Origin of the sequence: Azospirillum doebereinerae (assembly GCF_003989665.1) — a bacterium.
GTDB classification, from domain to species: Bacteria; Pseudomonadota; Alphaproteobacteria; order Azospirillales; family Azospirillaceae; genus Azospirillum; species Azospirillum doebereinerae.
The window spans coordinates 156,169-179,917 of record NZ_RZIJ01000011.1 but is presented as its reverse complement, the minus strand read 5'-3'; the positions used below and the strand labels follow the sequence as shown (position 1 = coordinate 179,917).

Here is a 23,749-nt window from a genome sequence, read left to right as displayed (position 1 = left end):
CTCGGCGGGCGCACCCCCCGCGCCCGCGAGGAGCATGAATCAGGAACTCGCGGCCGGTGGCAACCCTGTTGACCGAGTTTCGTGCGGGGGACGCGCCCGCTCAGCGCTGCATCAGCATCCTGGTGACGGTGCTGCGCACCAGCGGCAGATGCGCGGCGGCCCGCAGCGCCGCGTGGCGGACGATGGACACCGACGGACGCTCGTCGGTGTACAGGCTCACGAGAAGCTTGGTGGCGGTGTAGAGCGGCCGCGACGCCAGCCGATGCGCCATCTCGTAGCGGCGGAGCAGCAGCGGCGCCGCGATGTCCCCTCCGCGCGCCGCCGCCGCGCGGACGAGCCGGGCGAGCGTCCCCTGGCTTTGCAGGCCGAGGTTGAAGCCGTGCGCGGTGACGGGATGCATGCCCACGGCGGTGTCGCCGATCAGGGCCGCGCGGGTGGCGGCGAAATGATGGGCGTAGGTCATGACCAGCGGGTAGACGTGCGGCTCCTCCACCGGGCGCATCTCCCCCAGCCGCCCGCGGTAGCGGCGGGTGAGCTCCGCGCCGAGCGCCGCCGGATCGAGGCGCGCGATCTCCCCCAGGACGGCCGACGGCAGCGTCAGCACCGCCGAGGACTCCCGGCCGTTGAGCGGCAGCATCGCCATCGTGTGCCCGTATTCGAACCACTCCGTCGCGACGCCGCCGTGATCGCCCTCGTGGGCGACGCGGCACACCATCATCGACTGGCGCAGCCGGTTGATCTCCGCCCCGATGCCGAGCCGGTCGCGCACGTCCGAAAGCCGCGAGTCCGCCGCGACCAGCAGCCGCGCCGTCAGGCTCCGCCCATCCGACAGGCCGACCGTCGCGCGCTGCCGGTCGGTGTGGACCTCCGTCACCGTCGCGCCGGCGAGCAGCGTCAGGCCGTCCTGCCCCTCCAGCGTCCGGAACAGCGCGCGGCGGATCCGGTGGTTGGAAACGAGCTGCCCCAACCGGTCCTCGCCGGTTCCCGCCGCCCCGAAGGTCAGCGCGAAGCGCGACGATCCGTTGAGCACCCGCGCCGCGCGCAGCGGCGCGACATCGGCCGGTTCGAGATGCGCCCAGGCGCCGAGCGCGTCGAGGGTATCGACCGAGCGGTGGGTCAGCGCGATTTCCCGTCCGTCCGGCGCGGGATCGGCCAGCGCGTCGAGCGGCTGCCGCTCCACCACCGCCAGCCGAAGGCCGCTGCCGGCGAGCGAGCGGGCGAAGGCCAGGCCCGCCGGACCGCCGCCGACCACGATCACATCATATTCCATGGCGCACCTCTTCGCAGTGTCCCCGCCGCGCGGGCAGGATGGCGGCCGGCGCAGGGCTCCGGTGCCGAGCGGGAACATAACCTGTTGAAAGCGCGAAAGTCTCTAGGTTGCGGTTGGACAGCTGGTCGCACCCCCGCCCACGCCTGGGCCTTAAGCGCCCCCCGGCCGCCGGCTGCCTTTTTCGGTGCCATGGGCCGCATCGCCCAAAATTCATGCAGATGTTCATCCATTGAGCAACTGCGGCATAAATCAGATTCATGGGCCAAATGAAAAATGCTTATTTGCCGAATGGCAAGCCAAGCCCCCTAATCGTTCCATCGCGGCCCCAAACATCGCCGCGCACGCACAAAGCAGAAGGCGCTGTCACGGCGGTCATATCCGTAAGGACAGGGCCGCTTTCACAACCGTTTTGTCTTTTGTCCAGAACGCGGCAAGACAACGCGGCCGCACCGATGAGGATCGGGAATGAAAGTTTCCAGGGCCGATACGAACGCCGATGCGAAGACGGACGGCCGACTCGACCACACGTTGCCGGACCCAGCGCTGCGCGCCGCCATTCTGGACGCCGCCGACGCCGCGCAGGACCGCTGCGTGGCGCTGCTGTCCGATCTGGTGCGCCAGCCCTCGCTGCTGGGCGAGGAGTCCGGGGCGCAGGCGCTGATGGCCGACCGTTTCGCCGCCCTCGGGCTGGCGGTGGACCGTTTCGCGGTGGACGAGGCGGCGCTCTCCGCCCTGCCCGGCTTCTCGCCGCCGGTGCTGCCCGGCGCCTACGAGGGCCGCGAGAACGTCGTCGGCGTCCACACGCCGCGCAACGCCACCGGCCGCTCGCTGATCTTGAACGGCCACATCGACGTGGTGCCGACCGGCCCGGCCGAGCTGTGGACCACCCCGCCCTTCGAGCCGCGCATCGCCGACGGCCGCCTCTACGGGCGCGGGGCCGGCGACATGAAGGCCGGCATCGCCGCCTACACCGCCGCCTTCGAGGCGCTGGCGAGCCTCGGCTACCGCCCCGCCGCCCCGGTCTACCTCCAGACGGTGATCGAGGAGGAGTGCACCGGCAACGGCGCGCTGGCCTGCCTGCACCGGGGCTACCGCGCCGACGCCGCCGTGATCCCGGAGCCGTTCAACCACACGCTTTCGGTGGCGCAGGTCGGCGTGATGTGGGTGCGGCTGGTGGTGACCGGCACGCCGGCCCATGTGCTCGACACCTCGGCCGGGACCAACGCCATCGAAGCCGCCACGACGCTGGCCGCCCACCTGAAGGCGCTGGAGATCCGCTGGAACGCGCCGGGCCGCCGCCACCACGCCTTCTGCGGCCACCCCCACCCGCTCAACATCAACCTGGGGCGGATCGAGGGCGGCGAATGGGCCTCCTCGGTGCCGACGCGCTGCAATGTGGATCTGCGGCTGGGCTTCTTCCCCGGCCAGGACCCCAAGGCCGTGCGCGGCGAGGTCGCCGACGCGCTGGCCGACGCCCTGCGCAACGACCCCGCCCTGAAGGGCGTCACCGCCGATCTGGTCTGGGCCGGCTTCCAGGCGGAAGGCTGCGAGATCGACCCAACCCACCCGCTGATGACGATGATGGCCGACAGCCACCGCGCCGTGCGCGGCGACGAGCCGCGCCACGTCGCGCTGACCTGCACCACCGACGCCCGCTTCTTCGCGCTGTACGGCGACACGCCGGCCACCTGCTACGGCCCGGAGGCGACGCGCATCCACGGCATCGACGAATCGGTGTCGCTGGACAGCGTCCGCGACGTGACCCGCGTGCTGGCCCTGTTCATCGCCGGCTGGTGCGGCCTGGAAGCCGCCTGATCCTGTTCTTGAGAGACGAAACCGCCATGATCGCCAACGCCGCCCACGCCCCCCGCTCCACCCGCAACTGCTCCGACGTGGAGTGGAAGGCGCGGACCGACCTCGCCGCCGCCTACCGGCTGTTCGACCGGCTGGGCATGACCGACCTGATCTACACCCACATGTCGGCGCGCATCCCGGACACGCCCGACCATTTCCTGATCAACCCCTACGGCCTGATGTTCCACGAGGTCACGCCGGACAATCTGGTCAAGGTCGACATCGACGGCAATCTGGTCGAGGAGCGCGAAGGCGACCAGATCAACCCGGCCGGCTTCACGATCCACAGCGCGGTCCACCGGGCGCGCCACGACGCCGGCGCGGTCATCCACCTGCACACCGACGCCGGCATGGCGGTGAGCGCCCAGGCGGACGGGCTGCTGCCGATCACCCAGCATTCGCTGCGCTGGTACAACCGCATCGCCTACCACGACTACGAGGGCATCGCGCTGGATCTGGCCGAGCGCGAGCGTCTGGTCGCCGATCTCGGCACGCACCACACCATGATCCTGCGCAACCACGGCCTGATGACCGTCGGCCAGGACGTGCCGGAGGCGGCGATCCTCATGTACTACCTGGAGCAGGCTTGCCGCCAGCAGGTGATGGCGCTGTCCGGCGGCCGCCCGCTGATCACCCCGCCGGCCGAGGTCTGCGAGCACACCGCCCGCCAGTACGAACACGCCTACCCGCGCGCCGGCGTCCTGGAATGGGAGTCGCTGGTGCGCTGGCTCGACGGCACGACCGGCCCCACCGGGCCGCGCTGATTTTCAAACAAGACCGAAAAGCAAGAACAGCAGGGTCGCGACACTTTCACCTTATCGGAGACGAGGACACCCGCATGACACGACGCATTTCCGGCCTCACCCTTGGCTTTCCGACCGGCTTCCAGCGCGCCGCCGCCGCCGGCCTGCTCGCCGCCGTGCTCGCCATCCCGGCGCTCTCCGGCATCACGGCGGCCCCGGCCGCAGCGCAGGAAACCCCGGTGAAGGGCGGTGTCCTCAACAGCATCGTGCAGCCCGAGCCGCCGACCCTGATGCTCGGCCTCAACCAGCAGGGGCCGACCCAGACGGTCGCCGGCAAAATCTACCAGGGCCTGCTGACCTACGACCAGAAGCTCGAACCGATGCCGTCGCTGGCCAAGAGCTGGACGGTGTCGCCCGATGGCCTCACCTACACCTTCAAGCTGTTCGAGAACGTGACGTGGCACGACGGCAAGCCCTTCACCGCGAAGGACGTCGTCTTCTCGACCTCGAAGTTCCTGATGGAGGTCCACCCCCGCGCCCGCGCCGTCTTCGCCCGCTGCGAGTCGATCACCGCGCCGGACGACCTGACCGTCGAGTTCAAGCTGAAGGAGCCCTTCCCGGCCTTCCTGCAATCCTTCGAGGTGTCGTCGGCCCCGATGGTCCCGGCCCACATCTATGAGGGCAGCGACTTCCGCGCCAACCCGGCCAACGCGACGCCGATCGGCACCGGCCCGTTCAAGCTGAAGGAATGGGTCAAGGGCAGCCACATCCAGCTCGTCCGCAACGAGGCCTATTACAAGCAGGGCCTGCCCTACCTCGACGGCATCACCTTCCGCGTCATCCCCGACGCCGCCAGCCGCTCGCTGGCGCTGGAGAGCGGTCAGGTCCAGCAGACCCAGTACAGCGACGTGGAGCCCTTCGAGGTGCCGCGCCTGAAGGCGCTGCCGAACCTCGACCTCAGCACCAAGGGCTACGAGTTCGTGGCGCCGCTGTCCTGGCTGGAGATCAACCACCGGGTCAAGCCCCTGGACGACAAGCGCTTCCGCAAGGCCATCGCCTACGCCATCGACCGCAAGTTCATCCGCGACAAGATCTGGTTCGGCCTGGGGCGCGTGCCGACCGGCCCGATCAACTCGGTGGTCAAGTTCTACGACCCGAAGGTCACCACCTACGAGCCGAACGTCGAGAAGGCCAAGGCGCTGCTGGACGAGATGGGCTTGAAGCCGGACGCCAAGGGCGTGCGCGCGACGGTCAAGATCATGCCGATGCCCTACGGCGAGACCTGGACCCGGCTCGGCGAATACCTGAAGCAGGCGCTCGGCAAGGCCGGCATCGCGGTGACGCTGGAGAGCACCGACGCCGCCGGCTGGAGCCAGCGCGTGGCGAACTGGGACTACGAGATCACCACGAACTTCCTCTACCAGTACGGCGACCCGGCGCTGGGCGTGGCGCGCACCTACATCTCGGACAACATCCGCAAGGGCGTGCTGTTCACCAACACCATGGGCTATTCCAACCCGAAGGTGGACGCGCTGTTCGCCAGCGCGGCGCGCGAGATCGACCCGGCCAAGCGTCAGGCCGACTACAGCGAGGTCCAGCAAATCCTGGCCGACGAACTGCCGGTCGTCTGGCTGCTGGAGATGGAGTTCCCGACCTTCCTCGACAAGCGGGTCAAGAACGCCAACAAGACCGCCATCGGCGTGAACGACACCTACGAGGACGTCTGGCTGGCGGCGAAGTAACGCCGTCTCCGTTTGACTTTCCCTCTCCCGCCCCGGGAGAGGGAAGGGGCCCGCTGAAAGCGGGAAGGGTGAGGGGCTATCGGAACATGGATTCAGTACCACGCCCGATAGCCCCTCACCCTCCCCACCGCTGCGCGGTGGGTCCCGAGGTCGTTCGCAAGTCTCACGACCGCGTTCCGTCTACGATCGCCTTCGGCGCTCGTCCGGCCTGCGGCCGTCGCCTGCACGCCCTCTCCCGGGACGGGAGAGGGCGTTTAGCCGAGGAACCACGCCCATGCTGGGATTCGCCCAACTCTTCGCGAGCCGCCTCGTCAAGGCGCTCGCGATCCTGATCGCCATCGTGGTGATGAACTTCTTCCTCGTCCACGCCGCCCCCGGCGACCCGGCCATGGTCATGGCGGGCGAGGCCGGCGCCGCCGACGAGAAGTTCGTCGAACAGCTCCGCCAGCAGTTCGGCCTCGACCGCCCGCTGCACGAACAGCTCGCCACCTATGTCGGCAAGATCGCGCAAGGCGACCTCGGCTTCTCCTACCGCCAGCAGCGGCCCGTGTGGGACATCCTGGCGGAGCGCCTGCCGGCGACGCTGATCCTCACCCTGACCGCCTTCCTGCTGGCGCTGGCGGCGGGCGTGGCGCTCGGCACGCTGGCGGCGATCACCGTCGGCACCTGGGCGGACAGCGCCATCACCGTCGTGGCCCTGCTGGCCTACGCGACGCCGATCTACTGGATCGGGCTGATGCTGAGCCTGCTGTTCTCCATCCAGCTCGGCTGGCTGCCGGCCTTCGGCTACGAGACCATCGGCGCCGGCTACACGGGTCTGGCCCACGCCGCCGACGTGGCGCAACACCTGATCCTGCCGGTCATCACGCTGGCGCTGTTCTACATGGCCGGCTACGCGCGCCTCACCCGCGCCTCGATGCTGGAGGTGCGCGGCCAGGACTTCGTCAAGACCGCCAAGGCCAAGGGCCTGTCGCAGTCGCACATCGTCACCCGCCACGTCCTGCGCAACGCCATCCTGCCGGTCATCACCGTGGCGGGCATCCAGGCCGGGCAGCTCGTCGGCGGCTCCATCCTGATCGAGACGGTCTTCGCGTGGCCCGGCATCGGGCGGCTGGCCTTCGAGGCGGTGCTGCAACGCGACTATCAGGTGCTGCTCGGCATCTTCCTCGTCACCTCGGTGATGGTGATCCTCTTCAACATCCTGACCGACATCCTCTACGGCATCGTCGATCCTCGCATCCAGGCGGCTCGCTGATGATCAACGCTGACTTCTGGAAGGCCTTCGCCCGCAACAAGGGCGCCGTCTTCGGCCTCGTCATCCTGGCGGGCATCCTGGTGCTGGCGGCCTTCGCCTCCGTCCTGTTCCCCGGCGATCCGTGGGACATGGCGACCGCCCCGTTCCAGCCGCCGCTGTCCGACGGCTCGCCGCTGGGATCCGACATGCTGGGGCGCGACATCGCGGCCGGCATCGCGCACGGCGCGCGGGTGTCGCTGCTGATCGGCCTGACCTCCACCGCCGCCGCGCTCGCCATCGGGGTGACGCTGGGCGCGCTGGCCGGGTTCCACGGCGGCCGGGTGGACGACGCGATCATGCGCTTCACCGAGCTGTTCCAGACCATCCCCAACTTCGTGCTGGCCGTGGTGCTGGTGGCGATCTTCACGCCGAGCCTGACCACCATCGTCGCCGCCATCGCCATCGTCAGCTGGCCGCCGCTGGCCCGGCTGGCCCGCGCCGAGTTCATGAGCCTGCGCACCCGCGAGTTCGTCCAGGCCGCCATCACCACCGGCCAGTCGAACAGCGCGATCATCCTGCGCCAGATCCTGCCCAACAGCCTGTCGCCGATCATCGTCTCGGCCTCGCTCATGGTGGCGACGGCGATCCTGCTGGAAAGCTCGCTGAGTTTCCTCGGCCTCGGCGATCCCAACGCGATGAGCTGGGGCTACATGATCGGCGCCGCCCGCACCGTGATCCGGCAGGCGTGGTGGATGAGCTTCTTCCCCGGTCTGGCCATCGTGCTGACCGTGCTGGCGCTGAACCTCGTCGGCGAGGGGCTGAACGACGCGCTGAACCCCAAGCTCGCCCGCTCGCGGGGCTGATCCGATGAGCCGAACTCCCTTCCCAGGCCCCCCTTCCCAGGCCCAAGCCGTGCCGGAGACGACCGACATGACCGTTCCCTTGCTGGACGTTCGCGGCCTCAGCATCGCGCTGCCGCCCGGCGCCGACCGCCCGCTGGCGGTGGACAACCTGACCTTCACGCTCAACGCGAACGAGATTCTCTGCGTCGTCGGCGAGTCCGGCTCGGGCAAGTCGATGACCGCCCACGCCATGATGGGCCTGCTGCCGCACCCGCATGTGCGGGTCTCCGCCGGCAGCCTGCTGTTCAAGGGCAGGGACGTGCTGACCATGCCCGAGGCCGAGCAACGGTCTTTGCGCGGCGGCCGCATCGCCATGGTGTTCCAAGAGCCGATGACCGCGCTGAACCCGCTGATGCGGGTGGGCCGGCAGATCGGCGAATCGCTGCGCGCCCACACCCCCCTGCCCGCCCCGGCCCGGCACGCCCGCGTGGTGGAGCTTCTCGATCAGGTCGGCCTGCCCAACCCGGCGGAGCTGGCCGACGCCTACCCGTTCCGCCTGTCGGGCGGCCAACGCCAGCGCGTGATGATCGCCATGGCGCTGGCCTGCCAGCCCGACATCCTGATCGCCGACGAGCCGACCACGGCGCTCGACGTCACCACCCAGAAGCAGATCCTCGACCTGATCCGCGCGATCCAGGCCGAGCGCCACATGGGCATGATGTTCATCACCCACGACTTCGGCGTGGTGGCGGAGATCGCCCACCGCGTCGCGGTGATGCGCCACGGCAAGCTGGTGGAGTACGGCGCAGCCGGCGACGTGCTGAACCGCCCGCAGCACCCCTACACCCGGCAACTGATCGCCTCGGTCCCCCACTACATCGAGCACCGCGACGACCACGCCAAGTCCGGCGCGCCGCTGCTGGTCGCCGAGAAGGTGCGCAAGACCTTCCACGTCGGCGGCGGGCTGTTCAGGAAGTCCAAGCCCGTGGTGGCCGGCGACGACCTGTCGCTGACCATCCACCCCGGCGAGACGGTCGGGCTGGTCGGCGAATCCGGCTCCGGCAAATCGACGCTCGGCCGCAGCATCGTCGGCCTGATCAAGCCGGATTCGGGCCGCATCCTGTTCGAGGGCACCGACCTGCTGTCGCTCGACGCCAAGGGCTTCCGCCCCTACCGGCGGCGGGTGCAGATGGTGTTCCAGGATCCCTACGCCTCGCTGAACCCGCGCCACCGCATCGGCGACATCATCGCGCAAGGCCCCGTCGCCTTCGGCGAGGACCGCAACAAGGCGCTGAAACGGGCGCGCGAGCTGCTGGCGATGGTCGGGCTCGACGGCTCGGCGGCCGACCGCTTCCCGCACGAGTTCTCCGGCGGGCAGCGCCAGCGCGTCGGCATCGCCCGCGCGCTCGCCATGGAGCCCAAGCTGCTGGTCGCCGACGAGCCGGTCTCGGCGCTCGACGTGTCGGTGCAGGGGCAGGTGCTGGAGCTGCTGGACGACATCCGCAAGCGGCTCGGCCTCGCCATGCTGTTCATCACCCACGATTTGCGGGTCGCGGCCCAGGTCTGCGACACCATCGCGGTGATGCGGCGCGGCAAGATCGTCGAGATGGGGACCTCGCGGCAGGTCTTCACCCACCCGCGCGACGCCTACACCCGCACCCTGCTCGACGCCATCCCCGGCAAGGCGTGGCACATCCCGGACGACCTGCAGAAGGCGCCGGTCGTGGGAGCCGCATCATGAAGGTCGCCATCGTCGGGGCCGGTGCTGTCGGCGGGCTGCTGACCGCGCGGCTCGGCGCCACCGAGGCGGAGGTGACGCTGGTCGCCCGCCCCAACGCCGCCGCCGCGATCCGGCGCGACGGGCTGACCATGGTCACGCCGCTCAACCGCGTCGCCCGGCTGCACCCGCGCGTCACCGACGATTCCCTGTCGCTCGGGCATCAGGACGTGGTGATCCTCTGCGTCAAGGCGCACGCGCTGCGCGGCACGGTGGACACGCTGGCGCCGCTGCTGGGGCCGGAGACCGCCATCGTGCCGATGATCAACGGCGTTCCCTGGTGGTACCCGCACGGGCAGCCCGAGCCGCTGGCCGACCGGCCGCTGCGCAGCGTCGATCCCGACGGTCTGCTGTGGCGCTCCATCGACCCCGACCGGGTGGTCGGCGCCACGACCTTCGTCGCGGTGGAGGGCGACGGCCCGACCCGAATCCGTCACATCAGCGACCAGCGTTTCGTCTTCGGCGACGCCGCCGACCGCGACCGTCCCGTCGTGGACCGCATCGTCACCCTGTTCGGGCAGGCCGGCTTCCAGCCCGCGCGGACCGCCGACATCCGGCAGGCGGTCTGGGTGAAGCTGTGGGGCAATCTGGGCTTCAACCCCTTGAGCGTGCTGACCGGCGCCACGCTGGGCCGGCTGTGCAACGACCCCGGCACCCGCGACGTCGGCCGCGCCCTGATGCTGGAGGCCAAGACGGTCGCCGAACGCCTGGGCGTGACCTTCGCCACCAGCGTGGACGAGCGCATCGCCATGGCCGCCGGCGTCGGCGAGTTCAAGACCTCGATGCTCCAGGACTACGAGGCCGGGCGCCGGCTGGAGCTGGACGCCATCCTCGGCGCGGTGATCGAGCTGGCCGAGCGGGTCGGCGCCGAGGTGCCGATGATGCGCGCGGTCCTGGCGCTGGTCGATCTGCGGGCGCGCGAGCGCCGCAGCGAGCTGGCGGCGTGAGCGCAGGGCGGCCCCCTCCCCAACCCTCCCCCGCCCTTGGCGGGAGAGGGAGCCGGCCCCCGCATCCTCACGGTCCCCTCTCCCGCGCAGCGGGGGAGGGTTAGGGAGGGGGCAAGGCGCTCTCCCACCATCCCATCCATCCTCCCGCTCCCTGGAGCCCTGCCCCATGTCCCTGCCCTCCAATCTGCCCATCAACCCCGACCGGCTGTGGGCCAGCCTCGCCGCGATGGCGGAGATCGGCGCCACGGCCAAGGGCGGAAGCTGCCGCCTCGCGCTGTCCGACGAGGACAAGGCCGGGCGCGACCTGTTCGTGTCCTGGTGCGAGGCCGCCGGCTGCACGGTCACCGTCGACCGCGTCGGCAACATCTTCGCCCGCCGCCCCGGCAGCGACCCGAGCCTCCCCCCGGTGGTGATGGGCAGCCACCTCGACACCCAGCCGACCGGCGGCCGCTTCGACGGCGTGTTCGGCGTGCTAGCCGGGCTGGAGGTGATCCGCTCGCTGAACGACCGGGGCCTCGCCACCCGCCATCCCGTCGAGGTCGCCGTCTGGACCAACGAGGAGGGCTCGCGCTTCTCGCCGCCGATGATGGGGTCGGGGGTGGCGACCGGCGTGTTCACGCTCGACGAGATCCTCGACAAGATCGCCCAGGACGGCGCCCGGCTGGGCGACGAGCTGGTCCGCACCGGCTACGCCGGCGACGCCCCGGTCGAGCACCCGATGCACGCCTATCTGGAGGCCCACATCGAGCAGGGCCCGGTGCTGGAGGTCGAGGAGAAGGAGATCGGCGTCGTCACCGGCGCGCAAGGGCAGCGCTGGTACGAGGTGACGGTCACCGGCGTCGAGGCCCACGCCGGCCCGACCCCGATGCGCCTGCGCCGCGACGCGCTGGTGGCGTCGGCCCGGATGGTGACGGCGGTGCAGGCGCTGGGGCTGGAGACGCCCGGCGACGCCTGCACGACGGTCGGCATCCTCGACGTCCACCCGCATTCGCGCAACGTCATCCCCGGCCGGGTGTTCTTCACGGTGGATCTGCGCCACCCCGACGCCGCGACGCTGGCCGGCATGGACCGCCGCTTCCGCGACGCCGTCGCCGCCATCGCCGATGAGGCCGGGGTGACCGCCGAGGTCGCGGATTTCTGGGAGTTCCCGCCCACGCCCTTCGATGCCACGCTGGTGAAACGCGTGCGCGACGCGGCGGCGGGCTTCGGGTTCAGCCACCGCGACATCGTGTCGGGCGCCGGGCACGACGCGGTCTATGTGGCGGGCAAGGTGCCGACCGCGATGGTCTTCATCCCCTGCGAGGACGGCATCAGCCACAACGAGGTCGAGAACATCGCCCCTGCCGACGGCGCACGCGGCGCCGCCGTGCTGTTCGAAGCCTTGGTCGCCACGGCCGGCGCCGCCTGACCCCGCCCGCATCGCCCTCTCCCGCCCCAGGCAATCGCTCGAACCAAGCGAAGAGCCCTTCTCCCCTTGCGGGAGAAGGGTTGGGATGAGGTGTATTCGCCGTAGGCGAAAGGATTTGCTTGCCCCTCACCCCAACCCCTCTCCCGCAAGGGGAGAGGGGCTTCCAGCGATCGGTCCGCCCTTCCGCCCCGGAGTTTCCCCGATGAAGTTCGTCCACCACCCCGACGCGGCACTGCACCGCCCCTCGACCTACTTCAACAAGGGCCAGCTGCGCGCCCTGCCCGAGAAGCCCGAGCGGCTGGGCGCGCTGGCCGCCCTGGTCGAGACGCGCGGCGGCGCCCTGATCCGCCCCGACGACTACGGTTCCGCCCCGCGCGCCGCCGTCCACACCCCCGCCTACCTCGCCTTCCTGGAGACCGCCCACGCGCGCTGGATGGCCGAGGGCGGCATGGGCGACGTGGTGCTGCCCAACGTCCACAAGATGCAGCGCGTGCCGTCCTACCCGGCGTCCATCGTCGGGCAGGCCGGCTGGCACATGTACGACACGGCCTGCCCGATCGACGCCCACACCTGGACCGCCACCTGCGCGGCCACCAACGCCGCCATCCACGCCGCCCGGCTGGTCGCCACCGGCGCCGACCGCGCCGCCTACGCGCTGTGCCGCCCGCCCGGCCACCACGCCACCCGCGACATGGCCGGCGGCTTCTGCTACCTGAACCACGTCGCCGTCGCCGCCGAATCCGTGCTGCCCATCCTGCGGAGCCAGGGCAAGGCGGCGCGCGTCGCCATCCTCGACGTGGACGTGCACCACGGCAACGGCACGCAGGACATCTTCTACGAACGCGACGACGTGTTCTTCGTCTCGGTCCACGGCGACCCGGCGCAGTTCTACCCCCACATGGCCGGCTACGAGCAGGAGCGCGGAATCGGGCGCGGCGAGGGCTACACCCTGAACCTGCCGCTCCCCATCGGCAGCGACGAGGCGACCGTGCTCGCCGCCATCGGCCGCAGCCTGGACACCATCGCCCGCTTCGCGCCCGACATGCTGTTCCTCTCGCTGGGCTTCGACACCTTCATCAACGATCCGCTCGCCGCCTTCGGCGTCACCACCCCCGGCTTCGCCAAAATGGCGGCGCTGATCGCCAAGGCCGGCCTGCCGACCGTGCTGGTGCAGGAGGGCGGCTACGCCGTGGACGACCTCGCCGCCAACCTCGGCAGCTTCCTCGACGGGTACGAAAGCGCGATGGCATGAGCGCCACCACCGCCGGCACGGCCGGGACCGGCCGCGATCCGGTCAAATACGCGCTGATCGCCACGGTCAGCCTGTTCTGGGGCCTGAACTGGCCGGCGGTGAAGACCATCCTGACCCAGATGCCGCCGCTCAGCCTGCGGGCCATCGGCTTCACGGCCGGCGCCGTCCTGCTGCTGGGGGCCGCCCGGCTGTCGGGCCAGCGCCTGCGGGTGGACCGGGCGGAGGTGCCGGCGCTGCTGCTGGGCGGGCTGTTCAACGTGCTGGCCTTCAACCTGTGCACCGCCTTCGGGCAGACGATGATGGCGACCTCGCAGGCGGCCATCATCGCCTTCACCATGCCGGTCTGGGCGACGCTGCTGGCGATCCCGCTGCTTGGCGAGCGGCCGGGCGGGCGCCAGTTCGCCGGGCTGGCCTGCGGGCTGGCCGGGCTGCTGGTGCTGATGGGGCCGGAGGCGCTGTCGGCCCCGCCGGCCGCCCTGCTCGGCCCGGCGCTGATGCTGGGGGCGGCGCTGGCCTGGGCGCTCGGCACCATCGTGATGAAGCGGCGGGTCTGGCGCGCGCGCCCGACGGTCATCACCGGCTGGCAATACGTGGTCTGCGCCCTGCCGATGATCGCCGCCGCGACGACGGAGACCCGCCCGGCCGTCGCCGACCTTCATCCGGCCGTCTGGGTCGGCTTCGCGTGGCACATCCTGTGTTCGATCTGCGCCGCCCAGGCGCTGTGGTACGTCACCGTGCGCCGGCTGACGGTGGGCGAGGCGGCGGTCAGCACGCTGCTGATCCCCATCGTCGGCGTCGGCGGGGCGGTGGTGATTCTCGGCGACCCCGTGACGCCCCGGCTGGCGGTGGCGCTGCTGCTGATCCTGACCGCCGTGGCCTGCGTGCTGGGCGCCAAGCGGCCCGCGAAAGGCTGAGGCGAGCCTCTCAGGTCACGCCCAGATAGCGGCCCGGCTTGTGGTTGATGGCGAGGATCATGTTCACGATGGTGGCGCCCACCACCGACAGCAGCAGGCGGTCGGGCGTCAGCACGAAGAAGGCCGCCGCCAGGATCGCCAGATCCACGGCGAGTTGGAAATAGCCGGCGCGGACGCCGTATCGCTCCTGGAGGTAGATCGCCAGGATGTTGACGCCGCCCAGCCCCGTGCGGTGGCGGAACAGCATCAGCAGCCCCGTCCCGCACAGCCCGCCGCCGACCACCGTGGCGTAGACCGGGTCGAGATGGGCGATGCCGATCCAGGATTCCGTCATTCGCGAGAACAGCGTCACCAGCCCCACCGCGATGAAGGTGCGCAGGGTGAAGCGCCAGCCCAGCCGCTTCCAGGCCAGCGCGTAGAAGGGCAGGTTGATGAGGAAGAACAAACTGCCGAACGACACCGGAGTCACGTAGCTGAGCAGCAGCGCCACCCCGGCGATGCTGCCGGTCAGCAGCATGGTCTTGGCGTAGAGCATCATGCCCAGCGCGATGAACAGCGTGCCGAGCAGCATCGCCAGCGCGTCCTCGTAGAGCTGGTGGCGCTCCACCTCCGTCTGGGCGGCCGGGGAGGTCGGCGTGGCGATGGTGTCGGACATGGCGTCGCTCCGCTTCCTGGTCAGGCGTCCGAACTCAGCGCAGCGCCGCGATCTTCGCCATCACGGCCTCCGCTTCGGCCGTCTTCAGCCCGGCGATGTTCACGCGGCCCGAGGTCGGCATGTAGATCGCGTGCTCGGAACGCAGCCGCAGCACCTCGGCCTCGGTCAGCGGCAGCAGGGAGAACATGCCCTCCTGGCGCTCGACGGCGTCCAGCGCCGGCCACGCGCCGCGCAGCCCGGCGGCCATCGCCCGGCGCAGCCCCTCGATGCGGGCGCGCATGACGTTCAACTCGTCGGTCCAGTCGCGGGTCAGCGCCGCGTCGCCCAGGATCGTCCGCACCACGGCGGCGCCGTGGTCGGGCGGCATCGAATAGCTGGTGCGGGCCAGCGCCATCAGGTTGGAGCGCGCCAGATCGGCCGCGCCCGCCGCCGCCGCGACGGCGAAGATGGCGCCGGTCCGCTCGCGGTACAGCCCGAAGGACTTCGACGACGACACCGCGACCAGCGCCTCCGGCACCGAGGCGATGACGTGGCGCAGCCCGGCGGCGTCCTCGTCCAGCCCACGGCCGAAGCCCTGATAGGCCAGATCGATCAGCGGCAGCACCCCGCGCTTCTCCAGCGTCGCGGCGACCGTCGCCCATTGATCGAGCGACAGCGGGGCGCCGGTCGGGTTGTGGCAGCTTCCGTGCAGCAGCGCCACGTCGCCCGGCTCGGCGCCGTCGAGCGCTTCGATCATGCGGTCGAACAGAACCGTCTGCGTCGCGGTGTCGAAGAAGGGATAGGTCGCGACCTCCAGCCCGGCGGCGGCGAAGATGCCGGCGTGGTTGGGCCAACTCGGCATGCCGACCCAGATGCGCGTCGCCCCGCCGCGCAGCGCCAGATCGGCCGCCAGCCGCAGCGCGCCCGAGCCGCCCGGAGTCTGCACCCCGGCGGACGCCACCCGCGCCCCGGCCTCGCCGCCCACCAGGGTCCACAGCCGGTCGAGATAGACGGTGTCGCCCTCCAGCCCGATGTAGGCCTTGCTGTCCTGGCCGTCGAGCAGGATGCGCTCGGCCGCCTTGACCGCGCGGAACACCGGGGTGCGCCCTTCCTCGTCGCGGTAGACGCCGACGCCCAGATCGACCTTGTCCGCGCGCGGGTCCTGTTTGTAGAGGCCGATCAGGGCGAGCAGGGCGTCGTCGGGCTGGCGGGAAAGGGCGTTGAACATGGCGGGGTGTCCGGTCTTGCAGCGGAGGAAGGGAAAACGGTTGCGTCGGCAACCGTCTCACATCGGGGAGGATTGCCAGGAACCCCCGCTCTTGTCGATCCCCCCTTCGCATCCGCAGCACAGCCGGGCCGGCCACGCATGGCGGGACCATGGCGTGCCCATACGACGTCGTATGAAAGCCCGGCGCGGTTTCCCGTCCACAAGGTTCCGCAACCGCCCGGCCCAAGGTTCAAAAATCCATAGCGGAAGCATCACGAACCCGACACACGCCGCCCGGCATAAGGGGGCCTTCCATTCCGCAACCTCCCCCTGGAGCCTCCGCACAATGTTCCGCACGCTGACCTGCATGGGCGCGGCTCTGATCGCGCTGTCGCTGACGCCGACCGCCCACGCCCAGGACGCCTTCCCCGCCACCCTGGACGGCCACGCGATCCTGCCGGCCAAGAGCTTCGTCGACGCCCCCGCCGACGCCCCCGCCGATCTGAAGGTCTCGGGCAAGTTCACCACCGGCCGCCGCGTCGACACCATCGGCTCGGTCGAGGGCAAATCGGCCGACCGGCCGACCGGCGTCTCCCTGCCCTTCGCCGGCCAGCCGTTGCAGGGCCATTCGGGCATCAAGCGCATGGCGGACGGCAGCTTCTGGATCCTGACCGACAACGGCTTCGGCGCCAAGGCCAACTCGCCCGACAGCATGCTGTACCTGAACCGCTACAAGGTCGATTTCGCCAGCGGCGCCTTCGAGCGGCTGGAGACCGTCTTCCTGCACGATCCCGACAAGAAGGTGCCCTTCCGCATCGTCCAGGAGGGCACCGACACGCGCTACCTCACCGGGTCGGATTTCGACACGGAGAGCTTCCAGATCGTCGGCGATTCCTTCTGGATCGGCGACGAGTTCGGTCCCTTCCTGATCAAGGCCGACCTCAAGGGCCGCGTCCAGGCGGTGTTCGACACGCTGGTGGAGGGCAAGGTCGTGCGCTCGCCCGACAACCCGGCCGTCACCACCCCGGCCAGCCCGACCGACGGCGTCGCCTTCCAGGTCCGCCGCTCCAAGGGCTTCGAGGGCATGGCCTCGTCCAAGGACGGCAAGTTCCTCTACGCGCTGCTCGAAGGGCCGCTGTGGAACGCCGACGCCAAGGCGTTCGAGAAGACCGCTGACGGCAAGGACGCCCTGCGCGTCCTGGAGTTCGACGTGGCCAAGGAGGCGTGGTCGGGCCGGTCCTGGCTCTACGCGCTGGAGAAGGCCGGCAACGCCATCGGCGACTTCAACATGATCGACGCCACCACCGGCCTGATCATCGAGCGCGACAACGGCGAGGGCACCGCCGACAAGGCCTGCGCGCAGGGCCAGCCGACCGTCAACTGCTTCTCCAGCGTCGCCCAGTTCAAGCGCGTCTACAAGATCGAGCTGACCGACGCCAACGCCGGCGGCCCGCTGCGCAAGATCGGCTACATCGACCTGATGCGCATCGCCGACCCGAACAGGAAGGCGCGCAAGCCGCTGACCGACGGCGCGCTGGCCTTCCCGTTCTTCACCATCGAGAACGTCGACGTGGTGGACGCCCAGCACATCGTGGTCGGCAACGACAACAACCTGCCCTACTCCAGCAGCCGCGAGCCGAACGTGGCCGACGACAACGAACTGGTCCTGCTGAACGTCGAGGCGTTCTTGAAGGCCAAGTGACGGCGGACTGGCGCGTGCCCCCTCCCCATCCCTCCCCCGCCTTTGGCGGGAGAGGGGGCCGGACCCTTGTCGGCGTTCGGCGGAGTTCCCTCTCCCGCGAAGCTCTCGCGCAAACCTACGGTTTGCGCTGACGCGGCAGGCGGACCTTTGGTCCGCCGAGAGCGGGGGAGGGTTAGGGAGGGGGCACCCGGCGCACTGCCATTCCAGCTCTTTTCCGCTGGAAAATGTATCATATGAAACTGTATCCTTCCCCAATAATAAAAGGCGGGAGGACACGGCATGCTTTCCACATACGGCTACCCGAAATTCCCCTACCTCCAGACGGAGGAGCAACGGACCGGCGTCGTGCGGCGCCACCCCGTCGTGGTGGTCGGGGCCGGGCCGGTCGGGCTGACGGCGGCGCTCGATCTGGCGCGCCAGGGCGTGCCGGCCGTCGTGCTGGACGAGGACGACACGGTCAGCGTCGGCAGCCGCGCCGTCTGCTACGCCAAGCGCGCGCTGGAGGTCTGGGACCGGCTGGGATGCGCGCGGCGGATGATCGACAAGGGCGTGGTCTGGAACGTCGGCCGGGTCTTCCACCGCAACGATCAGGTCTACCAGTTCGACCTGCTGCCCGAGCCGGACCACAAGATCCCCGCCTTCATCAATCTCCAGCAATATTACCTGGAGGAGCATCTGGTCGCCGAGGCCAGGAAGACCGGGCTGGTCGACCTGCGCTGGAAATCGCGCGTGGTGTCGCTCGACCAGCGGGACGGCCACGCAACGCTGGGCGTCGAGACCCCCGACGGCGTCCACACCCTGGAAGCCGACTGGGTGATCGCCTGCGACGGCGCCCGCTCCCCCCTGCGCAAGATGCTGGGGCTGGAGTTCGTCGGGCAGGTGTTCCAGGACCGCTTCCTGATCGCCGACGTGGTGATGAAGGCGGATTTCCCGGCGGAGCGCTGGTTCTGGTTCGACGCGCCCTTCCACCCCGGCCAATCCGCCCTGCTGCACCGGCAGGCGGACAACGTCTGGCGCATCGACTTCCAACTCGGCCGGGACGCCGACCCGGAGGAGGCGAAGAAGCCCGAGAACGTCGTCCCCCGGCTGAAGGCGATGCTGGGCGCGGACACGGCGTTCGAGCTGGAATGGGTGTCGGTCTACACCTTCCAGTGCCGGCGGCTGGAGCGCTTCCGCCACGGCCGGGTCCTCTTCGCCGGGGACAGCGCGCATCAGGTCTCGCCGTTCGGCGCGCGCGGCGCCAACAGCGGCGTGCCCGACGCCGACAACTTGGTCTGGAAGCTGAAGCTGGTGATGGACGGGGTGGCGCCCGACCGCCTGCTCGACAGCTATTCGGAGGAGCGCGTCGCGGCGGCCAGGGAAAACCTGCTGAACTCGACCCGCTCCACCGACTTCATCACCCCCAAGAGCGCGGTCAGCCGTCTGTTCCGCGACGCGGTGCTGGATCTGGCGGGGGAGCATCCCTTCGCGCGGTCGCTGGTCAACTCCGGCCGGCTGTCGACGCCGACGACCTACGCCGGCAGCGCGCTGAACACCCCGGACACCGGGTCCTTCGCCGGCCGCATGGTGCCGGGGGCGCCGGCCACCGACGCTCCGGTCGAGGAGAACGGCCAGCCGGGCTGGCTGATGGACCGGCTGGGCGGCCGCTTCGTGGCGCTGTACCACGCCGGTGCCGACCCGGTGCCGGCCGAGACGGCGGCGCGGTTGGACGCGCTGGCGCGGGGCCGCATCCCCTTCGCGTGGTTCGCCGTCACCGACCGCCGCCGCGAGGCCCGGCCGAACGAGCTGGTGGACGTCAACGGCCGTTTCCGGGAGCGCTACGACGCGACGCCCGGCAGCCTCTACCTGATCCGCCCCGACCAGCACGTCGCCGGCCGCTGGCGCCACGTCGACGCCGCCGCGCTGGCCGAGGCGCTGAACCGCGCCATCGGCCGCTGAGCCTCCGACCGGAAAGGAACGCCCCCATGCCCACGCTCGCGACCGAAAACCGCCTTCCCAGCCCCGACGATTTCTACGAGGCGCTGATCGACACCCACCGCGACCTGACCGCCGAACAGAGCGGCATGGTCAACGCCAAGCTGATCCTCCTGCTCGCCAACCACATCGGCGACATGGACGTGCTGCGCGAGGCCCTGTCCCACGCCCGCAAGGGGGTGTGAGGCAAACCGCCCGCCCTTTCGCGAGTCCCTCCACGAAAGGGCGGGCGGTTCCCGTCCGGGTTCGCTCACCCTTCCAACTGGCGCCACATCTCCTGGTCGCGCTCGGCGGTCCAGATGCGGGGATCGACGTGGCCCGTCGCCTCGTCGTAGGCGCGGGTGACGTTGAACGGCATGCAGTGGTCGAAGATCACCCAATGGCCGAAGGTCGGTTTCAGGGCGGCGTGGGTCTCCTTGTAGATCGCGCGCAGATCCTTGCCGGCCGCGACGCCCTGGCGGACCAGCGCGAACAGCTCGCTGGTGAAGGCGCGGGTGCCGCGCAGCCCCTCCTGCACCTGCTCGGGCGTGGTCAGCGCGGCGCCCCGCCCCGGCACCAGCTTTTCCGGCTTCAGCGCCGCCAGCGCGTCCAGGGTCGCCGGCCAGTTCGTGAAATAGGCGTCGCCGCAATAGGGCGTGGCGCCGTATTCGACCAGATCGCCGGAGAACAGGATCTTCTGCCGAGGCAGCCACACCACCGTGTCGCCCTTGCTGTGCCCGCGCCCGAGCTGGAGAAGCTGCACCTCCAGCCCGCCCAGCCACAGCGTCATCTTGCCGGTGAAGGTGATGGTCGGCCACGTCAGGCCGGGCACCGACTCCACGGCGCGGAACAGGCGGGGGAAGCGGCCGATCTCGCTCGCCATGTCGGCCTCGCCGCGCTCGACGATCAGGTCGCGGGTGTCCTCGCTGGCGATGATCTGCTCTGGCGCATAGCCCGAGGCGCCGAGCACGCGCACCGCGTGGTAGTGCGACAGCACGACGTGGCGGATCGGCTTGTCGGTCACCGTCCGGATGCGGCGGACGACGTCCTGCGCCATGACCGGCGTCGCCTGGGTGTCGATCACCATCACCGCGTCGTCGCCGACGACGACGCCCGTGTTGGGATCGCCCTCCGCCGTGTAGGCGTAGGCGTTGTCGGAGAGCCGGTCGAAGCTGACCGTCTTGTCGTCGAGGTCGGCGTGCGAGGCGAAGGAACTGGACATGGCGGGATTCCCGAAGCCGGTGGTTCGCGGGACGGCGCGGCGCGGCACCGCCTGTTGATTGGTCGAACATACCGTTTCAAATGAAATCATGCAACGCGTTCCCCACGCGGCTCCTGCCGTGGGCGGAGTCAGGACGGCGACGGGCCGAAGACCTGCTGCATGGCCGCCGCCCGCTCCTCGTCCGGAATCCCCCAGGCCGCCAGCGAATCGGCGAGCAGCGCCGCCGCGTCGTCGAGATCCTGGGCGTCGCGCAACCCCCGCGACGGGGCGAGCCGGTAGCGCATGCCGCCATCGGCCACCGCCCACTCCGGCGTGACGGCGGGATCCACTTCCACCAGCGGGGCGGACAGCAGCAGCGCGCCGGTCTGTTCGCTGTGGCCCATCAGGTATTCCTCGCCCGCGATCGACAGGAGAAGCCAGCCGGACAGGTCGATCTGCGTGCGTTCCATGATGCCGGTTCCCGTCTTTGAAAATTCCGCGTTGCAGGACCAACAGCGCGCCGCGCGGAACGATCCGTGGCGGGCAGCGCGGTCGGACGGACGCGGCGGCCCGATGCGAGGGCGTATGACCAACCTCCAGCGCAATCCTCCCGATTGGCGCTGGACGCATGCCCGCATGAGGTGCAACCCTGCGGCCGGACAACGTAACGTCGGATGATCGCATGGCGCCCATTCTCCAGTCCCTGACGACCCTGCCGTCCTATCTGCTCTTCGCGGCGGTGATGCTGGGCTTCCTGATGCTGTTCATCGTGGCCTACACCGCCGTCACGCCGTACCGCGATCTGGCGCTGGTCCGCCAGGGGAACACCACCGCCGCGCTCACGCTCGGCGGCGCCATGATCGGCTTCGCCCTGCCGCTGATGAGCGTCGCGTCCCACACCACCAGCCTCCTCGATCTGGCGGTGTGGGGGGTGATCGCGCTGGTCTCGCAGATCGTCGCCTACGTCATCGGCTCGCGCGTGCTGCTGCCCGATTTCCGCGCCGGGGTCGAGGCCGACCGCACCGCCTACGGCGTTCTGCTCGGCAGCCTGTCCATCGCGGTCGGGCTGTTGAACTACGGTTCGCTGACCTATTGAGGGAAGGAGGGATCCGATGAAACGCTCCCACACCGTGGCGGCCCTGCTGCTGGGCGGCATCAGCCCGATCCTGGTCGCCTGCGGCGAGGACGCGCCCGAGGCCACGACCGTCTTCCCGTCCGTCGAGGCCTGCGCCGTCGAGATGTCCGCCGCCGACTGCGGCACGGCCTTCGCCGCCGCCCGCCAGGAGCACCAAGCGACCGCCCCGCGCTTCGCCAGCCGCGAGGCCTGCGAGGCGGAGATGGGCGACGGCGCCTGCACCCCGGCGGACGACGCCCAGGCGAACGGTCAGGCGGACAATCCGGGCGGCGGCCAGGGCAGCGGCATGGGCAACGTCTTCGTCCCGGCGCTGGTCGGTTTCATGGTTGGGCGCAGCCTGTCCGGCGGCTTCTCGCAGCCGGTCTATTTCGACCGCCAGGGCTACGCGCGCACCGGCCGGACCCAGATCGGAACCGCGCCGGTGCTGCCGCGCCAGGATCAGGCGCGGCAGGGATCGGGCGGGGTCGCCACCAGCTCCGGCTCCTACTACCGGCCCGGCGGGGCCAACGCGGGCAAGTCCTTCACGGTCCCGACGACCGGGCGCAGCGCGGGGTTCGGCTCGACCGGCTCCTCGCACGGCTTCTCGGGAAGCTGACGCCATGGAGCGCGTCCGGACGACACCCCGCCCGCAGTGGCAGGCCAAGCTCGACGAGATCGGCTTCCCCTTCCACACGGACGAGGACGGCACGCCCTATTGGGACGAAAGCGCCCATTGGCGCTTCTCCCTCGCTGAAATCGAAACGCTGGAGGCCGCCGCCGAGGAGGTCTACCGGCTGTGCGAGGCGGCGGTCGGCCATGTGGTGACGCGGGGCCTGTACGAGGCGGTCGGCATCCCCCGCTGGGCCGCCCCGGCCATCGAGGCGAGCTGGGCCGAACGCGACGCGCGGGACATGCCGCTCTACGCGCGCTTCGACTTCGCCTGGGACGGCAAGGGCGGTCCGCCCAAGGCGCTGGAACTGAACGCCGAAACGCCGACCTCGCTCTACGAGACGGCGGTCGCGCAATGGTGCTGGCTCCAGGACACCCACCCGGAGGACGACCAGTTCAACAGCCTGGAGGAGGCTCTGGTCGAACGCTGGCAGGCGCGGATGCGGGAATTTCCGGGGCTCGGCACCCAGGAGGAGGCGGTTCATTTCGCCTGCCTGATGCCGCACCCGGAGGACGAGGCGACCATCGCCTACCTCCAGACGCTGGCGCTGCGGGCGGGCATGACCACCAAGGCGATGCCGATCCAGGCGATCCGCTACGACGATTCCTCCCAGCGCTTCCTGGACGATGCCGGGCTGCCGATCCGGCATCTGATGAAGCTGTATCCCTGGGACTGGATGATCGGGGAGACGACCGGCCGCGAACTGGTCGCCGCCGCTGCGCAAGGGCGGATCCGGGTGATCGAGCCGGCCTGGAAGATGGTGATGGCGTCCAAGGGGCTGTTCGCCCTGCTGTGGGAACTAAACCCCGGCCACCCGAACCTGCTGCCGACCGCGCTCGACCGCAGCGGCTTTCCGGCCGGCAGCACGGTGGTGGCCAAGCCGCTGCTCGGCCGCGAGGGCCGCAACGTCAGCATCGCGACCCTGGACGCCGCCGGCCTCCCGGTCGGTCAGCCGATCGCCCAGACGGAGGGGCCGTATGTGGAGGACGGCTGGGTCTATCAGGCCTTCACGCCGCTGGCGGAGGCGGACGGCAACCACGCCGTCTTCGGCGTCTGGATGGCCGGGGGCACGGCGTGCGGGATGGGCATCCGAGAGGACCGCGCCCTGATCACCGGCAACACCAGCCGCTTCGTCCCGCATCGGATCGGGTGAGGCAGCCCCGGCGGCGTTTGCCCCCTCCCTAAACCCTCCCCCGCGTTGCGGGAGAGGGAACTCCGCCGAACGCTGGCAAAAGTCCGGCCCCCTCTCCCGCTGACAAGCGGGGGAGGGATGGGGAGGGGGCAA

General features: G+C 70.3%; 21 protein-coding genes. 16 read left to right on the top strand and 5 right to left on the bottom strand.

Annotated features, from left to right (window positions below; all coding sequences use genetic code 11):
• Positions 1-100 precede the first annotated feature (100 nt).
• Complete coding sequence (gene ubiM / locus EJ913_RS15530; RefSeq protein ID WP_126999416.1) at positions 101-1,270, bottom strand: 5-demethoxyubiquinol-8 5-hydroxylase UbiM; 1,170 nt, start codon at positions 1,268-1,270, stop codon at positions 101-103.
• 465 nt (positions 1,271-1,735) lie between these two features.
• On the opposite strand from ubiM, the gene EJ913_RS15525 reads away from it, so the two are divergent.
• The 10 genes from EJ913_RS15525 to EJ913_RS15475 all read left to right on the top strand — a co-directional run bounded on the left by EJ913_RS15525 (position 1,736) and on the right by EJ913_RS15475 (position 13,983).
• Positions 1,736-3,085, top strand: coding sequence for a M20 family metallopeptidase (locus EJ913_RS15525; RefSeq protein ID WP_126999414.1), 1,350 nt, complete (start codon positions 1,736-1,738; stop codon positions 3,083-3,085).
• 26 nt (positions 3,086-3,111) lie between these two features.
• The gene (locus EJ913_RS15520; RefSeq protein WP_126999480.1) at positions 3,112-3,888 is read left to right on the top strand and encodes a class II aldolase/adducin family protein; all 777 of its coding nucleotides are present in this window, start codon (positions 3,112-3,114) and stop codon (positions 3,886-3,888) included.
• Between the two features lie 74 nt (positions 3,889-3,962).
• On the top strand, positions 3,963-5,609 hold the full coding sequence (locus tag EJ913_RS15515) for an ABC transporter substrate-binding protein (RefSeq protein ID WP_126999412.1): 1,647 nt from the start codon (positions 3,963-3,965) through the stop codon (positions 5,607-5,609).
• Positions 5,610-5,883: 274 nt separating this feature from the next.
• The gene (locus EJ913_RS15510; RefSeq protein ID WP_126999410.1) at positions 5,884-6,864 is read left to right on the top strand and encodes an ABC transporter permease; all 981 of its coding nucleotides are present in this window, start codon (positions 5,884-5,886) and stop codon (positions 6,862-6,864) included.
• Entirely contained in the window at positions 6,864-7,706 is an 843-nt protein-coding gene (locus EJ913_RS15505; RefSeq protein WP_126999408.1) for an ABC transporter permease, read from the top strand. Before EJ913_RS15510 ends, EJ913_RS15505 begins: the two co-directional genes overlap by 1 nt.
• A gap of 67 nt (positions 7,707-7,773) precedes the next feature.
• A complete protein-coding gene (locus tag EJ913_RS15500; RefSeq protein ID WP_126999406.1) occupies positions 7,774-9,426 on the top strand; it encodes an ABC transporter ATP-binding protein in 1,653 nt (550 codons plus the stop codon).
• Positions 9,423-10,409, top strand: a complete 987-nt coding sequence (locus tag EJ913_RS15495) for a ketopantoate reductase family protein (RefSeq protein ID WP_126999405.1) — start codon at positions 9,423-9,425, stop codon at positions 10,407-10,409. The genes EJ913_RS15500 and EJ913_RS15495 overlap by 4 nt, the downstream gene beginning before the upstream one ends.
• Before the next feature lie 166 nt (positions 10,410-10,575).
• Entirely contained in the window at positions 10,576-11,817 is a 1,242-nt protein-coding gene (locus tag EJ913_RS15490) for a Zn-dependent hydrolase (RefSeq protein ID WP_126999403.1), read from the top strand.
• Between the two features lie 202 nt (positions 11,818-12,019).
• Entirely contained in the window at positions 12,020-13,069 is a 1,050-nt protein-coding gene (locus tag EJ913_RS15480; protein ID WP_126999401.1) for a histone deacetylase family protein, read from the top strand.
• On the top strand, positions 13,066-13,983 hold the full coding sequence (locus EJ913_RS15475) for a DMT family transporter (protein ID WP_126999399.1): 918 nt from the start codon (positions 13,066-13,068) through the stop codon (positions 13,981-13,983). Before EJ913_RS15480 ends, EJ913_RS15475 begins: the two co-directional genes overlap by 4 nt.
• A 10-nt stretch (positions 13,984-13,993) precedes the next feature.
• Here the strand turns inward: EJ913_RS15475 and EJ913_RS15470 are convergent, their stop codons facing one another.
• Complete coding sequence (locus EJ913_RS15470; protein WP_126999397.1) at positions 13,994-14,638, bottom strand: YitT family protein; 645 nt, start codon at positions 14,636-14,638, stop codon at positions 13,994-13,996.
• Positions 14,639-14,672: 34 nt separating this feature from the next.
• Positions 14,673-15,845 (bottom strand): amino acid aminotransferase, encoded by a 1,173-nt coding sequence (locus tag EJ913_RS15465; RefSeq protein WP_126999395.1) that lies wholly within the window; start codon positions 15,843-15,845, stop codon positions 14,673-14,675.
• A gap of 325 nt (positions 15,846-16,170) precedes the next feature.
• Here EJ913_RS15465 and EJ913_RS15460 point away from each other — a divergent pair, with 325 nt between their 5' ends.
• From EJ913_RS15460 to EJ913_RS15450, 3 genes are all read left to right on the top strand, one after another.
• Positions 16,171-17,526, top strand: coding sequence for an esterase-like activity of phytase family protein (locus EJ913_RS15460; protein ID WP_126999393.1), 1,356 nt, complete (start codon positions 16,171-16,173; stop codon positions 17,524-17,526).
• 279 nt (positions 17,527-17,805) lie between these two features.
• Complete coding sequence (locus tag EJ913_RS15455) at positions 17,806-19,464, top strand: FAD-dependent oxidoreductase (protein ID WP_126999391.1); 1,659 nt, start codon at positions 17,806-17,808, stop codon at positions 19,462-19,464.
• 26 nt (positions 19,465-19,490) lie between these two features.
• Positions 19,491-19,685, top strand: coding sequence for a DUF2783 domain-containing protein (locus EJ913_RS15450; protein ID WP_126999389.1), 195 nt, complete (start codon positions 19,491-19,493; stop codon positions 19,683-19,685).
• A 65-nt stretch (positions 19,686-19,750) separates the two neighbouring features.
• Here the strand turns inward: EJ913_RS15450 and EJ913_RS15445 are convergent, their stop codons facing one another.
• Both EJ913_RS15445 and EJ913_RS15440 read right to left on the bottom strand, forming a co-directional pair.
• Positions 19,751-20,701: an MBL fold metallo-hydrolase gene (locus EJ913_RS15445; protein ID WP_126999387.1), complete on the bottom strand. Its 951-nt coding sequence runs from the start codon at positions 20,699-20,701 to the stop codon at positions 19,751-19,753.
• Positions 20,702-20,829: 128 nt separating this feature from the next.
• Complete coding sequence (locus tag EJ913_RS15440) at positions 20,830-21,150, bottom strand: hypothetical protein (RefSeq protein ID WP_126999385.1); 321 nt, start codon at positions 21,148-21,150, stop codon at positions 20,830-20,832.
• A gap of 212 nt (positions 21,151-21,362) precedes the next feature.
• Between EJ913_RS15440 and EJ913_RS15435 the strand changes: the two genes are divergently transcribed.
• The 3 genes from EJ913_RS15435 to EJ913_RS15425 are packed head-to-tail and all read left to right on the top strand — an operon-like array spanning position 21,363 to position 23,617.
• On the top strand, positions 21,363-21,776 hold the full coding sequence (locus EJ913_RS15435) for a DUF350 domain-containing protein (RefSeq protein ID WP_126999384.1): 414 nt from the start codon (positions 21,363-21,365) through the stop codon (positions 21,774-21,776).
• 16 nt (positions 21,777-21,792) lie between these two features.
• On the top strand, positions 21,793-22,410 hold the full coding sequence (locus tag EJ913_RS15430; RefSeq protein ID WP_126999382.1) for a DUF1190 domain-containing protein: 618 nt from the start codon (positions 21,793-21,795) through the stop codon (positions 22,408-22,410).
• 4 nt (positions 22,411-22,414) lie between these two features.
• Positions 22,415-23,617 carry a glutathionylspermidine synthase family protein gene (locus EJ913_RS15425; protein ID WP_126999380.1) on the top strand — a complete coding sequence of 401 codons (1,203 nt, stop codon included), beginning with the start codon at positions 22,415-22,417 and terminating at the stop codon, positions 23,615-23,617.
• Positions 23,618-23,749: the final 132 nt, after the last annotated feature.